The sequence below is a fragment of the Lelliottia sp. 7254-16 genome (assembly GCF_002922995.1).
Lineage (GTDB): Bacteria > Pseudomonadota > Gammaproteobacteria > Enterobacterales > Enterobacteriaceae > Enterobacter > Enterobacter jeotgali.
Window position 1 is genome coordinate 108164 of record NZ_PQVS01000014.1, and the last position, 15261, is coordinate 123424.

Annotated in this window: 14 protein-coding genes; 1 reads left to right on the forward strand and 13 read right to left on the reverse strand. The window is 52.8% G+C overall.

Annotated features, from left to right (window positions below; genetic code table 11):
- From wcaI to C3708_RS17755, 13 genes are all read right to left on the reverse strand, one after another.
- On the reverse strand, positions 1-1224 hold the full coding sequence (wcaI, locus tag C3708_RS17695; RefSeq protein WP_103949798.1) for a colanic acid biosynthesis fucosyltransferase WcaI: 1224 nt from the start codon (positions 1222-1224) through the stop codon (positions 1-3).
- Positions 1221-1700, reverse strand: coding sequence for a GDP-mannose mannosyl hydrolase (locus C3708_RS17700; RefSeq protein WP_103949799.1), 480 nt, complete (start codon positions 1698-1700; stop codon positions 1221-1223). The genes wcaI and C3708_RS17700 overlap by 4 nt, the downstream gene beginning before the upstream one ends.
- A 2-nt stretch (positions 1701-1702) precedes the next feature.
- Positions 1703-2668: a GDP-L-fucose synthase gene (locus C3708_RS17705; protein WP_095282595.1), complete on the reverse strand. Its 966-nt coding sequence runs from the start codon at positions 2666-2668 to the stop codon at positions 1703-1705.
- Between the two features lie 3 nt (positions 2669-2671).
- Positions 2672-3793: a GDP-mannose 4,6-dehydratase gene (gmd, locus tag C3708_RS17710; protein WP_103949800.1), complete on the reverse strand. Its 1122-nt coding sequence runs from the start codon at positions 3791-3793 to the stop codon at positions 2672-2674.
- Between the two features lie 32 nt (positions 3794-3825).
- Entirely contained in the window at positions 3826-4374 is a 549-nt protein-coding gene (gene wcaF / locus C3708_RS17715) for a colanic acid biosynthesis acetyltransferase WcaF (protein WP_103949801.1), read from the reverse strand.
- A gap of 15 nt (positions 4375-4389) precedes the next feature.
- Positions 4390-5136: a colanic acid biosynthesis glycosyltransferase WcaE gene (wcaE, locus tag C3708_RS17720; protein ID WP_103946189.1), complete on the reverse strand. Its 747-nt coding sequence runs from the start codon at positions 5134-5136 to the stop codon at positions 4390-4392.
- Positions 5137-5152: 16 nt separating this feature from the next.
- Positions 5153-6373, reverse strand: a complete 1221-nt coding sequence (wcaD, locus tag C3708_RS17725) for a colanic acid polymerase WcaD (protein ID WP_103946190.1) — start codon at positions 6371-6373, stop codon at positions 5153-5155.
- Entirely contained in the window at positions 6348-7565 is a 1218-nt protein-coding gene (gene wcaC / locus C3708_RS17730; protein ID WP_103949802.1) for a colanic acid biosynthesis glycosyltransferase WcaC, read from the reverse strand. The genes wcaD and wcaC overlap by 26 nt, the downstream gene beginning before the upstream one ends.
- Positions 7562-8050 (reverse strand): colanic acid biosynthesis acetyltransferase WcaB, encoded by a 489-nt coding sequence (gene wcaB / locus C3708_RS17735; RefSeq protein WP_103949811.1) that lies wholly within the window; start codon positions 8048-8050, stop codon positions 7562-7564. The genes wcaC and wcaB overlap by 4 nt, the downstream gene beginning before the upstream one ends.
- A 2-nt stretch (positions 8051-8052) precedes the next feature.
- Positions 8053-8895 (reverse strand): colanic acid biosynthesis glycosyltransferase WcaA, encoded by an 843-nt coding sequence (wcaA, locus tag C3708_RS17740; RefSeq protein WP_103949803.1) that lies wholly within the window; start codon positions 8893-8895, stop codon positions 8053-8055.
- 106 nt (positions 8896-9001) lie between these two features.
- Positions 9002-11164 (reverse strand): tyrosine-protein kinase Wzc, encoded by a 2163-nt coding sequence (gene wzc, locus C3708_RS17745; protein WP_103949804.1) that lies wholly within the window; start codon positions 11162-11164, stop codon positions 9002-9004.
- Between the two features lie 2 nt (positions 11165-11166).
- Positions 11167-11610, reverse strand: a complete 444-nt coding sequence (wzb, locus tag C3708_RS17750; RefSeq protein WP_095282603.1) for a low molecular weight protein-tyrosine-phosphatase Wzb — start codon at positions 11608-11610, stop codon at positions 11167-11169.
- Positions 11611-11616: 6 nt separating this feature from the next.
- On the reverse strand, positions 11617-12756 hold the full coding sequence (locus tag C3708_RS17755) for a polysaccharide export protein (RefSeq protein ID WP_095282604.1): 1140 nt from the start codon (positions 12754-12756) through the stop codon (positions 11617-11619).
- Positions 12757-13449: 693 nt separating this feature from the next.
- On the opposite strand from C3708_RS17755, the gene C3708_RS17760 reads away from it, so the two are divergent.
- Positions 13450-15033 (forward strand): TerC family protein, encoded by a 1584-nt coding sequence (locus C3708_RS17760; RefSeq protein ID WP_095282605.1) that lies wholly within the window; start codon positions 13450-13452, stop codon positions 15031-15033.
- Positions 15034-15261: the final 228 nt, after the last annotated feature.

Genomic DNA, 15261 nt, shown 5'->3' on the forward strand with positions numbered 1-15261 from the left:
TTATCCCCGTATATCTGCAATAAATTGGCTAAGCACGTTCTCTTTCTCGAGCGTGCGTTCGGCATATTCACGTGCCACCGTGTTCTCTTTCGGCATGGCGAGAGCCAGTTCAATCCCGGTCACCAGCGCATTGACCGATTCCGGTTCCACGCAAACGGCGATCCCCGGATAGCTTTCGCACAGCTGGCCTAACTCGGTTTCAGGCTCAGCGGTGATCACCGCGTTGCCGCCGACGGCCAAAATATTGGTCAGTTTGGACGGCAGAACCGCATCGGCTGCGCCGCGCTTTTGCACCACCAGATGACAATCACCCATCTTCAGCAAGGCAGGCAGTGCCTCGTAAGACTGAAGCGGGAAAAATTTAACGTTCTTCAGGCCGCGTTCGCTGACCATTTTTTCAAGCCGGGCTTTACCGCCGCCCTGCCCGACAATCACAAACACCCACGGATGTTTATCAAGCTGCTGCGCGGCGTCGATAACGCTTTCCAGTCCCTGTTTTTCCCCGATGTTGCCGGAGTAAAGAATGATTTTTTGATCGACAGGTAAACCGAGCTGCGCACGTAATGCCAGCGCATCGCTCTGCGTCACGTCGCGAAAACGCGCCACTTCGGACCAGTTCGGGAAGAAGACAATTTTCTGCGCCGGAACGCCTTTCTCCTGCGCTTTATTCATCATCGAGCGCGAAATTGTCGAAACATAATCGACGTTATGCAGACCGCTGCGCTCAAAGGCACTGGCCAGTTTCGCAACTTTTCCGCCCTTGCCTTTCCCGGCCATACCTAAGCCGAGCATGGCGTCCACTTCATAATCCTGGATGTGCAGCAAGGTGCGGGCGCCACTGAGTTTGCCCAGCAGGCGCATACCTGGCGTACAAAACAGGGTTGGCACCACGCCGATAATGCGATCCGGCTTCCAACGACGCTGAGCCATCAGCGGGAAGAAACTGCTCAGGGCAAAGCTTCCCAAATGCAGCAGGCGTTTCAGCGTCGAGGGTTGTTTTGGCACATACAGCGGGCAACGCCAGACGGTCGCGGCTCCCTGCTCGCGGCGATAGCGCCAGCTGGAATAACGCTCGCCGACCTTCCATTCCGGGTAGTAAGGCGGGGCCGTAATGACCCGCACCTCGTGACCCTGACGGGCCATCCACTCCACCATCTCACCGGTGTACTTGCCGATACCGGTTAACTCCGGCGAATAGTTGATTCCGTACACCAAAATTTTCATATGCCTGGCACTCCGGCCTGACGATCAACGAGGAAGTACGCGCGGCTGTTGTCGTGAACGTTGTCACTCGCCAGCAACGCGCCCTGTTCCAGCCAGCGGTAATCGTCGTGTTGAGAATCAGGCAGACGCAGGTCTGCCTCACTCACTTTCAGGCGAAAACCCAGCACCACGTAGTGAGTGCTGAAATCAGTGCCGGAGAAGTTATCGTCATAGAAGTGCTGCCATACCCCGTAAAACTGGCCTGCCGCCATCGGCAGACGCAGCCCCAGCTCCGCCAGAGTGAGACGTTCGAAAGCATTTTCTAACGTCTCATCTTTTTGCACGCGTCCTCCCGGCACGAACCAAAACCCTTGCGCCGGGCGATTGGTGCGCTTGCCGAGAAGAAACTCGCCGCGTTCATTCTCTACGATTAAATCGATGGAAATCAGCGGAGTGGAACGTACCACCGTGGCAAAATCTTCCTGACTTAAAAACATAATTACCCCCGGAAGCGGTGCTGGTTTTCCAGGAACCACTGGTACGTACTGGCCAGTCCCTGTTCGAGCGACACTTCGTGATACCAGCCGAGCTGGTGCAGACGCGTCACGTCCAGCAATTTACGCGGTGTGCCATCGGGCTTAGTGGCGTCGAACACCACGCGTCCTTTGTAGCCCACCACCTGGGCGATAGTCTGCGCCAGTTCGCGAATGGTGCAATCAACGCCAGTACCGACGTTGATGTGCGACAGCATCGGCTGGGTGTTCTCAGCCCACACCTCGCGGTCCAGCTCCATCACGTGAATACTGGCGGCCGCCATATCATCCACGTGCAGGAACTCGCGCATCGGCGTCCCGCTGCCCCACACCACCACATCCGGGGTGTTTTCCGCCGTCGCTTCGTGGAACCGACGCAGCAGCGCCGGGATCACGTGCGAATTACTCGGGTGGAAGTTATCGTGCGGACCGTACAGATTGGTCGGCATCACCGAACGATAGTCGCGGCCATACTGGCGGTTATAGGATTCGCACAGTTTGATCCCGGCAATTTTTGCAATCGCGTAGGGTTCGTTCGTCGCTTCCAGCGTTCCCTGTAACAGCTCGCTTTCGGCGATTGGCTGTTTGGCCAGCTTCGGGTAGATACAGGATGAGCCGAGGAACAGCAGCTTGTTCACGTTGTGCAGATGCGCGGCGTGAATGATGTTGCTCTCGATCATCATGTTCTCGTAGATGAAATCCGCCGGGTAGCTGTTGTTGGCGACAATACCGCCCACTTTCGCTGCCGCCAGATACACCTGGTCTATACGTTCTTCGGCAAAAAACTGCTGCACCGCCTGGCCATCGAGCAGGTTGAGCTCGTCGCGGGTGCGGACAATCAGTTCAGCGTCGCCGCGCTGCTCCAGCTGACGGACAATGGCTGAACCCACCATTCCACGATGACCGGCGACAAAAATACGTTGTTTGGTCATGACTCAGGACTCCAGCGCGATGGCAACCTCGTAGCCATGAGACTTGAGCAGAGAGTGCTTTTTCGCTGCTTCAAGATCGTTGGCAACCATTTCAGAGACCATTTCCTGCAGGGTGATTTCCGGTTTCCAGCCCAGTTTTTCGTGCGCTTTGGTCGGGTCGCCTAGCAGGGTTTCCACTTCCGCAGGACGGAAGTAACGCGGGTCAACCTGGACGATCACATCGCCTGGTTTCACGCCCGGCGCATCGTGACCGGTGACAGAAACCACCACACCGCGCTCTTCTACGCCAGTGCCTTCGAAGCGCAGTTTGATGCCAAGCTGTGCCGCCGCCATTTCAACGAACTGACGCACGGAGTACTGCACGCCGGTCGCAATCACGAAATCTTCCGGGTTATCCTGCTGCAACATCATCCACTGCATTTTCACGTAGTCTTTCGCATGACCCCAGTCACGCAGGGAATCCATGTTGCCGAGGTGCAGGCAAGATTCCAGGCCCTGAGCGATGTTGGCAATGGCGCGGGTGATTTTGCGAGTCACGAAGGTTTCGCCACGACGTGGGGATTCGTGGTTGAACAGAATGCCGTTACAGGCGTACATGCCGTAGGATTCGCGGTAGTTCACGGTGATCCAGTAGGCGTACAGTTTGGCGACCGCATACGGAGAGCGCGGGTAGAATGGCGTGGTCTCTTTCTGCGGGATTTCTTGTACCAGGCCGTACAGCTCAGAGGTGGACGCCTGGTAGAAACGGGTTTTCTTTTCCAGGCCGAGGAAGCGAATCGCTTCCAGCAGGCGCAGCGTACCCATGCCATCGACATCTGCGGTGTATTCCGGGGATTCGAAGGAGACCGCTACGTGGCTCATTGCGCCCAGGTTGTACACTTCATCCGGCTGCACTTCCTGCAGAATACGCGTCAGGTTGGAGCTGTCGGTCAGGTCGCCGTAGTGCAAATGGAATTTCGGGTTAGCGGCATGAGGATCCTGATAAATGTGGTCCACACGCTCGGTGTTAAACGAAGAGGCGCGGCGTTTAATACCGTGAACTTCGTAACCTTTATCCAGCAGGAATTCCGCCAGGTAAGAACCGTCCTGACCGGTAACGCCAGTGATGAGAGCGACTTTAGACATGTTTATATTCCTCTGTACTTATCAATCAGAAATTATTCAGTTTCAACGCGTTCGCGTATCACCACTGCGGGGTTGCCACGGCAAATCTTATTTGCCGGTAGCGATTTAAAAACGCTGCTGCGGGCACCAATGACCGTGCCATCGCCAACAGAAACACCAGGTGCGACAAAAACATCTGTCGCCAGCCAGCATTTTTCGCCGATCACAATCGGCGTGGCATTAATATCAAAATGCTGACTCATAAAATCATGGCTACCGGTGCACAAATAACACTTCTGCGACACCACGGAATTTGCGCCAATCGTTATCTCACCAAGGGTATATAACACCGCGTCATCACCTACCCAGGCGTAATCACCGAGGGTTAATTTCCAGGGATAGGTAATTTTCACTGACGGGCGAATAACCACATTTTTACCAATTTTCGCGCCAAATAAACGCAACAAAAAAGCTCGCCAGCGATACAACACCTGCGGAGACCAGGCAAATAATGTTGCTTGCACGGCCCACCAGAGTTGCACCTTAATTCCATTACCACCGCGAAAACCTTTCGGGACGGTAAAACCACTGAGATCCTGCATCACCTTTCCTTATACTTACGCTTTGTTATATAAGGCTTTCGTTTTGCCTGTCGTTCTCAGACGTAATAAATAGGATAATTCCGCCCAGAAGCCCGGCACGCGTAATATATTGCGCTGCACTTTTTTGGCATCCTGACATAATTCCAGATTATTCGAGGTTGACACTCCGCCCATTGAGAATTCCGACACCAGCCCTTTTATGCGGCGGAACGGATACCCAGATTTATACAAACTGGCGGCCAACGCATAATCTGATGACACTTTATATTGCAAGTCATACGGCTGTTTTTTCAGCCCGGCAGTCGGGAAGAAAATCGCCTGATGGCTGGCCGGTAAACTGTGGTAGATATACCAGCCGCTTTTGGCGCTTCGTCGAATTTTATTACCATCACCAAAGTCCAGCAGCGCATCACCGATAAACATCGCGTCCTCTTTCTGACGCGACAGTTGGCGGGCAAACAGCGCCACATCTTCATGGAAAACATCACCCGAATTGAGGAAGATTGCATAGCGCCCTTGCGCCATCTCGATGCCTTTATTCATCGCATCGTAAATGCCGTTATCTTTCTCGCTGATGTAACGTAAGTTGAACTCACCGTTGAGTTTTTCCAGAAACTCCGCCGTGCCATCGTTCGAACCGCCGTCCACCACTACCCATTCAAAGGTGATGCTCGGATCGCGTGCCAGATTGCGCAGCGAGCGCCAGGTTTTTACGACCCCTTCGTGGTTGCGAAAGGCGACAGTAATGACGCTAAGAAACATAAACCACCTCGTTTCGTCATACGTTCGTAATATTGAGCGCTTTACGCAAAATAAACGGACAGACAATTAAGAATGCATATTCCGGGCTAAATATTGACCCAGTAAAGAACAGCGACACTGGTGTAAAAAGATAAAGCTGAACACGAAAATTCTGATTATCACCAAATGCGTTAATCATCATTTTAAACACTTTAAACAGGTACCAGAGCGTTAACAGCACGGCGAACCAGGAAAAGTAAATAATTAACAGATACAGACCATTGTCTATGGTTTTACCGACATCCGCACCGTTAAAGATTCCGAATGATGCAACATATTCGTAAAGTGAGCCAAATCTGACTACACCATCAATATGGGTTAACGAATACCCAACCATCACCAGCGGGCCGATAATGCGATAATAGGACGATGAGCCTTCCGTACCTAAATCACCCAGACGCGTCGAGATGTAGGGAAATGCAAAAACAATACCCACTAAAAATACGGTTAGCGAAATTATTGCTAACGGTAGTTTTTTCTTAATCGCGTCTTTATTGAGATACTGAAAGGCCCATTCAAGCAGGTAAAACAAGATAAATGTCATTACCCCAGAGAAGGAACCTGACAGAACAATCCCTGCAAGAATCATAGCATCGGTCTTGGGCGTTTTGATACCAAACTGTTTGATGCTGAGCCAAATTGAGATTAGTGCCAGAGCAAAAAATGCCGGTTCGAAATAGAGCGCAGTGGTTCGCTTGCCACCAAACTTAATGAAGTTCATGACATAGCTATTACTGTAAATGAGATATTTCGAAATAATCTCCATCAGACTGCTGCCGCCGGTCAAAATAATTTGCGCCATTTCCAGTGCAGCAAGCACAACAATGAACGCCACGGCAATATAAAAGAACCTGAGGATCTTCCGATAATTGTGCGGAGAAATTGTTTTAAAGCGAATACTCCAGACCATACCAATAATAATCACGATATAGACAAAGAGCATGGTGGAGGTCACGTACTTACTGGCATCCAGCGACTGACCAAAGATGTAGTTAAATGCCGTTAAACCAAAACCCAGCCCCAGGGCAATCATCAGCTTCTTAACGCTAATCTTCTCGACGTACAGCAGCAGCAAGAGCGGCAAGAAGGTGACAATGGTTATCGGGAAGCTTTCACCCAGTTGGGCTATTTTGACGTTGACCAGCAGATAGATGAGCGGTAACAGCAGATAACTACAGATTCTGATAGAACGAGACATACTCCTCCAGCATCTGTTGGCCGCTGTACGCCTTGCGGCTGCGGTTGCGGAACGATTCCAGGCTGGTGTTAAAAACGGCCTGGGCAATCTCGGCTTTTGGTCGTTGCACCAGCGGCAGCACCTCATCCTCGCTGAAGGTTTTCCCGCCCGATTTTTCCAGCACTTCGCGCGCGGCGTCGCTGTGGGTGGCGATGACAGGTACACCAATCGACAGCGCTTCACACAAAATCAGCGGATAGTTATCCACGCGTGAACTGAACACCAGAGCGTCCATCCCGTTCAGGGCACTCATCAGCTTGCGCTTATCGGTTTCAAAGCCGTGGTTGGTGACGTTCGGCCCCTCGAACGGTGAGAATTTGCCGAAGGTGTGCAGCTCGATTTTGTCGCCGAGCGCCATCATGTCGCGCACCAGCTGTTGATTGGTTTTACCGTCGTAGCGCAGGTCATGAGCAACCACCGCGATTTTCGGCTTGCCCGGCGTGACGGCAACCGGCGTCAGTTCCGCCAGAATTTCTTCCGTCGCGACATCGATACCGTTATTAATAATTTTGCAGCGCCCAGGTCCATACAGACTGTTGAAGGCGTCAGCAACATGCTGACTCGGAGAGATAAACTGGCAGCCGAGCGCCAGCATGTCGCGGAACAGCCGACGTTTATCGCCGACCAGCTGATGCGCGCGATCCACTTTGACCGGTGGATAGTTGGCAAGCGTCGGGCATTTCTGGCAGTTCGTTTTCCAGCCTTCGCAACCGTCGGTGAAGGCACAGCGCCCGGTGACGCTCCAGTGATCGTGCAGCGTCCAGACAAAGGTGGTATCCGGTTTATGCGCCTGCACGTTTTCACAGAACGCGACCACCTCTTCCAGTTTCAGCCAGTAGCTATGAAGGACGTGGAAATGGAGAACCACCGGTCCGGTGGTACGCGTCACGGTGCGGTACAGGTTATTCAGATTGCCAAACAGATCGCGGTTGAAGAGACGAAACAGCGCGATGTTGGCAATAGAGGTCAGACGTGGCGTCTGTTTCAGCACGTGAGGATAGTTATCGTGGCTGACACTTTTTTTGCCGCCCTTGCCGTAGCCGTACACAAAGCGGGACTGTAATCCTTTTTGCAGCGCGCGCTGATGCAGATCCAGTGCCACGCCAGCCGCCCCGCCTTCTGCGAGGCGAACGTTAAATTGCAGAATATTCATTTGATGACCTTCACGCGGGCTTTTTCACCGACCACCAGAGCGTTATCCGGAATGCTGTCCAGTACCACGCTGCCTGCGCCAATTGTGACGTTGTTGCCGACGGTAATATCGCCAATCATCACCACGTTAGCGCCGAGTTCAACGTTGTTGCCAATCATCGGGCAGGCCAGGCTTTCCGGGCCACGATTGCCGATAGTGACGGCGTGCCGAATGGTGAAATCATCACCTGCGACGACGAACTTATTGATAACAACGGCGTAGCCGTGGTGAATGGTGAAACGGCGTCCGATAGTCGCGGCGGCCTGGATTTCATAGCCAAACAGGCATTCGGTGATGATGCGGTACAGCACCAGAACCGGTGCGGCCCATATATTGTTGAGCACATTTTTTTTGCGCCACACGGAGCAAAAATGTGCGATGCGGTACGCAATAACCATGCAACATGGACGCAGGCTCCAGCCGTTGGCACGGCAATCTTCCAGAATCATTATTTCCCCCGAAGCCCGTCAGCCAGACGCTTGGTATTGCGCACGGAAAACAGCGTCAGCAGCGTGCGCCAGTTCATGCGTTTATTGCGGATCTGATACAGAGTAAACAGCTGATACTTCCGGCTGGCACGGTCGAATTTGTCTTTGTGCTTGCGGTAAAAATGGAAGTAGCCGGAGAATTTTTTCGGCGATGAGGTGATCTGCATTTCGCCGTGATTGATGTGCAAAATCTGCGTGGCGTCGTCCACTTTCCACGGTTCGCCGTACTCCATCACCATGCGCAGGAAAATGTCGTAATCCTGTGCGGCTTTCAGTTCGGTATCGAATAAACACTCTTTGAAGCGCCACGCCCAGGTAAAGACCTGATTACCGATGATATTGCGTTTGTAAAACAGGCGGCGCGAATACGGCGATTTCGGATACAGCGGCAGGCTGGCGGGTTGCGAATACACTTCGCCCTGGCAGACATAATCATTGGCGTATAAAAAAGCATGTGTCACCAGTTGATGTTTGTGCGACAGGAAAATCGACAGACGGTTTGGCGTCCATTCGTCGTCATCGTCGATACCGGTCAGGAACTCCCCTTTCGCCTGCATAATGGCCTGATTGCGCACCGCGCAGGCCCCGGAATTGATATCGTTATGGGTGTAAATCACGCGCGGGTCGTTCAGTTCGGTGACAAATTTTTGCAGCTGCTCATAAGACGACGAGCAATCATCGACGACGATCAATTCCCAGTGGTCGTAGTCCTGACGTAAGACCGATTTAATCGCGCGGATCGCCAGCTGCTGGCGATTCCAGGTAGGCATATAGATGGAGATCAAAGGGCGTGATGTTGTCATTTTATTCCCCGAATGGCTTGTTGCCCTCACCCCTGCCCTCTCCCGAAGGATGAGGGGTTTTAGTTCCCTCTCCTTTTCGGGAGAGGGTTAGGGTGAGGGGAAACGATTATTTACTGTCAGACTTATATTCGTACTCGTAGTACCCGTAATCCTGGTACCCGGTCGCGCGACGGAATATGGAGTTCAGAATCACCCCTTTCACCTCAATGCCGTTCTGTTCGAAGCGGCTCAGGCTGGTTTCCACTTCCTTAAGCGTATTGACCGCATAACGCGCCACCATCAGGGTCGTACCGGCGTGGCGGCCCACCACTGCGGCATCGGTTACAGCCAGAATTGGCGGAGTATCGATCAGCACCAGGTCATAGTTTTCGCTTGCCCATTTCACCAGTTGGGTGAAACGCCCGCTCATCAGCAGTTCAGACGGATTGGGCGGCACCTGACCACGCGGCACGAGGTCAAAGTTGGTGATTGACGTCGGCTTGGCGCTTTGGTTGATTTCGCCTTTACCGAGCAGAATTTCCGACAGGCCGTTGACGTTATTGGTACCGAGCAGCTCGTGGGTGTAGCCCTTACGCATATCGCAGTCGATCAGCAGCACGCGTTTGTTGGTCTGGCTAATCACCGCCGCGAGGTTGGCGCAGACGAAGGTTTTACCAATCGACGGACTGACCCCGGTCAGCATCAGGACGTTGTTTTTCGCCTGCATCATGGCGAAGTGCAGGCTGGTACGCAGGCTGCGCACCGCTTCAATCGCCAGATCCGTCGGGTTCCCCACCGCCAGCAGCTGGCTCTGTTTGTAGCGTTTGATCCCTTTAACCGTTTTGACGCTATCGCGCGATTTTTGCCATTCCGACAGCGGAATACTGGCGTAAACGCTGATGCCATTTTCCTCAAGCACCTGCGGGCTTTCGATACCGCGATTGAGCAGAGAGCGCAGCAACACACCCACGATGGAGAGCATCAGACCGAGGATCATGCTGCCCAGAATAATCAGCGCTTTCTTCGGTTTCAGCACGCCCGGCTGGGTGATCGCCGGGTCAACGATACGCACGTCGCCGACGGTGCTGGCTTCAGTGATTTTCAGCTCTTGCTGCTTGTTCAGCAGCTGCATATACACCTGCTGGCCGGATTCCACATCGCGCGTCAGACGCACAATTTCCTGCTGGGTTTTCGGCATCGCGGTCACGCGGTTGTTGAGTTTGGTTTTCTCATCTTCCAGCGCCTGACGTTTTTCCAGCAGCGTACGGTAGGCCGGGTGGACCTTGGTATAAAGCTTGGAAATTTCCGCTTCTTTGAACGTCAGTTCGTTCAGCTGCGCATCGATGTTGACCATCGAATCGAGCACCGATTTGGCTTCGAGCGGCAGATCGACAGAGTCTTTCTGTTGGCGATAGGCGTTCAGTTTGTTTTCGGCATCATCCAGACGCGTGCGCACTTCCGGCAGCTGTTTGGCCAGGAAGGCCAGGCTTTTCGCCGCCTCTTCTGACTTACGCTCGACGTTTTGCTCAAGGTAGTTGCGCGTAATGCTGTTCAGCACGTTGCGGATCATATCCTTATCTTCACCGGTAAAGGTCAGGCTCAAAACGCCCGTATCTTTGCCGTTTTCGGTGACGGTAAGGTTATTTTGCAGGTTGTTGATCATCCCCAGCATCGAGAATTTGCTGACCGTAAACTCGCCGCCGTCGGCAGCCTGAATATCGCTAACCATCATGGTGACGCCGTTTTTAGTCAGCATCTGTCCCACTTCGCCGCGTGCGCTAAAACCCGCATCGCTTTTGAGCTCATACTGTTTCGGCCCGAGCACGGTGAGGGTGAAAACATCTTTCGCCGTGCCTTTAGGCAAGGTAAAGGTGGTGACTTTCACAGTGTCGTTTTGACGGCCCATCAGGCGGTCCCAGCCTGCACCAAACACCGGGAAGGTATTTTTGGTGACGGCGATATCCAGGTCGAGATCGTCAACAGTTTTGCCCAGCACCATACGTGACTGGATTAGCTGGATTTCTGCATCGGATGCCGGTGGCTTATTGGCCAGCGCCGAGCCGATATCCTGCACCAGCGAGTTACCGGAGTTTTGCTCGATTTGCACCAGCGCATCCGCGCTGTAGATAGGCGTAGCAAACAGGGTATAAATCACGGCAGCCAGCGCAAATACCGCTGTAATACCCAGCACCCACCAGCGCGCCTCGATAATCGTCCCGACCAGACGACCAATATCAATTTCATCACTGCCCGAAATCGGGGCGGCAGACGGTTTTGTTTTTTCTGTCATTGTTATCCCTGCTGAACGTTCAGTGCCTGCGCCCACTGTTGGGCAGACTGGTCTAGTAAGGTATAAACCGCCTCAAATGCCTCTCGGCTCTTGCGATACGGATCGGGAATTTCGCGCTCACTGTCCCAGTGACCAAACAGCATCACTTTCCCGCGCATCTCTGGCGCTATCTCGCACAAGGCGTTGATGTGACGTTTTTCCATCGCCAGGATCAGGTCGTATTCCCGGCATAAGCGGCCAGAAACCTGGCGGGCGAAATGCCCGTCCAGAGAGAGGTTGTGTTCCTTTGCCACGCTCGTTGCGCGTTCATCAGCCCCTTTACCCACCAGCGCTCCCAGCCCTGCGGAGTCCACTACCAGATCGGGCTGATAATGACGAAGCAACCTTTCAGCCGTCGGGGAACGACAAATGTTCCCCACGCATACCACCAGAATTTTGTTAAACATCGCGGATTACCAGGTATGAATGTCGCGCGCCGTGTCCGTCATGTAGCGAACGCCACTGATGGTTGGCAGCAACTGGTTGATCAGACGGTTCCAGCGAGTGACTGGCGCGGTAGTGACATACACCACATCGTATGGCTGGAGGCGGAATTCGGTCGCCATCACCAGGGAGGTCGCGTCGGACATATCCAGCTGGTAGATGTTGGCAATCTTGCCTTTCGCACTGCCCTCACCTTTCAGCGGACGAATCACGAATATGCCGCTGGCGTTGGAGGATGTCAGATCCAGGCCTTCTGCATTACCCAGCGCTTCGGTCAGGGTCATGCCGCTGAAGTCCATTTTGAGGGTGCTCTGTTTTTTCACTTCGCCCATCACGAACACTTTGAGATCGTCGTTACGCGGAACAAACAGAATGTCGCCCGGATAAAGCAGACGGTTTTGGCTCAAATCACCGTTTTGCATCAACGCCTGGAGCGAAATGCGCTCCTCTTTGCCGTTGTGCGTCAGCACCACATTGCGCCAGTCGGCGGCATCCGTTAAGCCGCCCGCAGTGTTAATCGCGTCGAGAACAGTCAGCGGAACGTTGGTGATGGCCTGCTGGCCGGATTTGTTCACTTGGCCCGAAACGTAGGCTTTCTGCGAGCGGAATGCGGCGATATTCACGTCCACCTGCGGATCGGCGATGTACGTCGCTAAGCGGCTGGTAACATCGCTACGAATTTCTGCGAGGGTTTTACCCACCACGTGGACTTTGCCGATGTAGGGATAGAACATCGTGCCGTCAGGCTGTACCCAGTTACCGGTGTCGCTGGAGCTACGGTATTGTCCGGCTGGCGTCGTCAATTCAGGGTGATCCCAGACAGTCACGCTAACCACATCGCCTGGCCCAACGCGGTACTGATAAGAGGCGATTTCCTGGTCCAGAGACATATTTGGCTGGGCGACATTGGGACGCGGGCGTAATTGTTCGACGAGGCGTGGCGTGAGTGGATAAACATTCACCATTTTGTCGAGATCAAAATCGGCGTCCTGTTGTTTGACCACATCCTTGCCCATCGTTGACATATTGCTGCCGGGTAAGACCGTACAACCACTCATCAAGGTCACAGACACCAATAATGGCATCAATTTCATTTTGGATTTCATCATTGATTATTTATCACTTTGGTAGAGTAATTATCCTGTGCAATTTAAATAAGCGCGGGTTGTTTGGACATTTAGATTGCAGTTAATCGAAAAGAAATATAACTGGCATCAGTCCTAAAAAAAGCTTATTCATCCATTGGCTATTGACAGAATAATCGAGGCTGATTCACACGCTTTCAGGCACGCTACCGCCCTTGGCTTTCAGTTACCAATATACTGACAAAACAATGCATTATGGATAGACACCCTCTTAAATCAGATTCTTCAGGATAAATGTTTCGAGCATTTTCAATGCCTGAGCAGTAATGAATTACCGTCCTGAAGACCGATACAAAAATAGCAGCAAGAAGATTTTGCATTTGATGCAGGAGAATTGTTGCAGCTAACCTAATAGCAGGCAAGGAGACAACTGTCCGAATATTGGTTTTTAAGAATAATATTAAGCGCAAAGTTTTGCAGTTTTAGGAATATCTTTATATTGACAATTAATATAATTAAAACACCTGCTACGATATTTCCTAATTATTGGGGGGAATGGATGTTTTCACTTCCATATACAAATATCAGGGTTAATGCCGATGGCTATTTAGCACATCATGATTAAGAGAAATCTCAGGAGAGCATTGCAATTTCCGCGTGCTTTATCCATGATCGAAGTGTGACAAATGTCATATAACTGAAGGTACTGCTATTACTATGGAATGGATTGCCGATCCATCAATCTGGGCCGGGCTGGTGACGCTTATCGTCATCGAATTAGTCCTCGGTATCGATAATCTGGTCTTTATTGCCATTCTTGCCGAAAAACTCCCCCCGGCGCAGCGCGATCGTGCGCGCGTAACCGGTTTGCTGTTGGCAATGGTGATGCGCTTGCTGCTGCTGGCCTCGATCTCCTGGCTGGTCACGCTGACCACCCCTATCTTCACGTTCCACGATCTGAGCTTTAGCGCACGTGATGTGATCATGCTGTTCGGCGGGTTATTCCTGTTGTTCAAGGCCACGGTTGAGCTGAATGAGCGGCTCGAAGGCAAGGACAGTGAACACACCACGCAGCGCCGTGGGGCAAAATTCTGGCCGGTAGTCGCGCAAATCGTGGTGCTGGACGCCGTCTTCTCCCTCGACTCGGTGATTACCGCCGTGGGAATGGTCGACCATCTGGCCGTCATGATGGCTGCGGTGATTATTGCTATCACCCTGATGGTGATGGCGAGCAAGGCCCTGACGCGCTTCGTTAATAGCCACCCGACGATTGTGATTTTGTGTCTGAGCTTCCTGCTGATGATCGGCTTTAGCCTGGTCGCAGACGGCTTTGGCTTCCATATTCCGAAAGGCTATCTGTACGCGGCGATTGGTTTCTCGGTGATTATTGAATCCCTGAATCAGTTGGCGATTTTCAACCGCCGCCGTTTTCTCTCTGCCAATCAGACCTTGCGTCAGCGTACGGCAGAAACGGTTCTGCGCTTATTGAGCGGCAAAAAAGAGGACGCCGAGCTGGATGCAGAATCAGCCTCACTGCTTGCCGACCACGATGATAGCCAGATATTTAACCCGCAGGAGCGGCGGATGATTGAGCGTGTGCTTAATCTTAATCAGCGCTCGGTTAGCAGCATCATGACATCGCGCCACGATATCGAGCATATCGACCTGAACTCGCCTGAAGCGCAGATCCGCGCCCTGCTGGATAAAAACCAGCACACCCGCGTGGTCGTCACCGGCGGTGAAGAAGAGGAAGATTTGCTCGGCGTGGTGCATGTCATCGACCTGTTACAGCAATCGTTGCGCGGTGAGCCGCTGGATTTACGCGCGCTGATCCGCCAGCCGCTGGTGTTCCCGGAAACTCTGCCTCTGCTCTCCGCACTCGAACAGTTCCGCAATGCGCGCACCCACTTTGCCTTCGTGGTGGATGAGTTTGGTTCCGTGGAAGGGCTGGTGACGCTGAGCGATGTGATGGAGACCATCGCTGGGAATTTGCCTAATGAAGTGGATGAGATCGACGCTCGTCACGACATCCAGAAAAATGCTGATGGTTCATGGACTGCCAACGGCCATATGCCGCTGGAAGATCTGGTTCAGTATGTTCCGCTGCCGCTGGATGAGAAGCGTGAATATCACACCATCGCGGGTTTATTGATGGAATACTTACAGCGTATTCCGCAGCCGGGCGAAGAGGTTCAGGTGGGGGATTATGTGCTGAAGACGTTGCAAGTGGAGAGCCATCGCGTGCAGAAAGTGCAGTTGATTCCACTGCGCGGGGAAGATGATTTGGATTTTGAGGTGTGATTTGTTGCTCAGGCTTTCTGTAGCGGTAGTGGAATCGTTCCGTTCACTCTTAGTTCGCTGCTTTTTGTCTGTTTCTCTGCGGTGAACGTGTTAAGGGGGCTATCGCCGCTTCGCGGTGCCCTCAGCTTATTCCTTCAGACTTTCGGGTCGGGCGCGATCCTGCATCCATGCAGGTCGCACCCTCTCCGCGCATCCCTGCGCGTCGCCCCGGCCTTACGGAAACGCTTC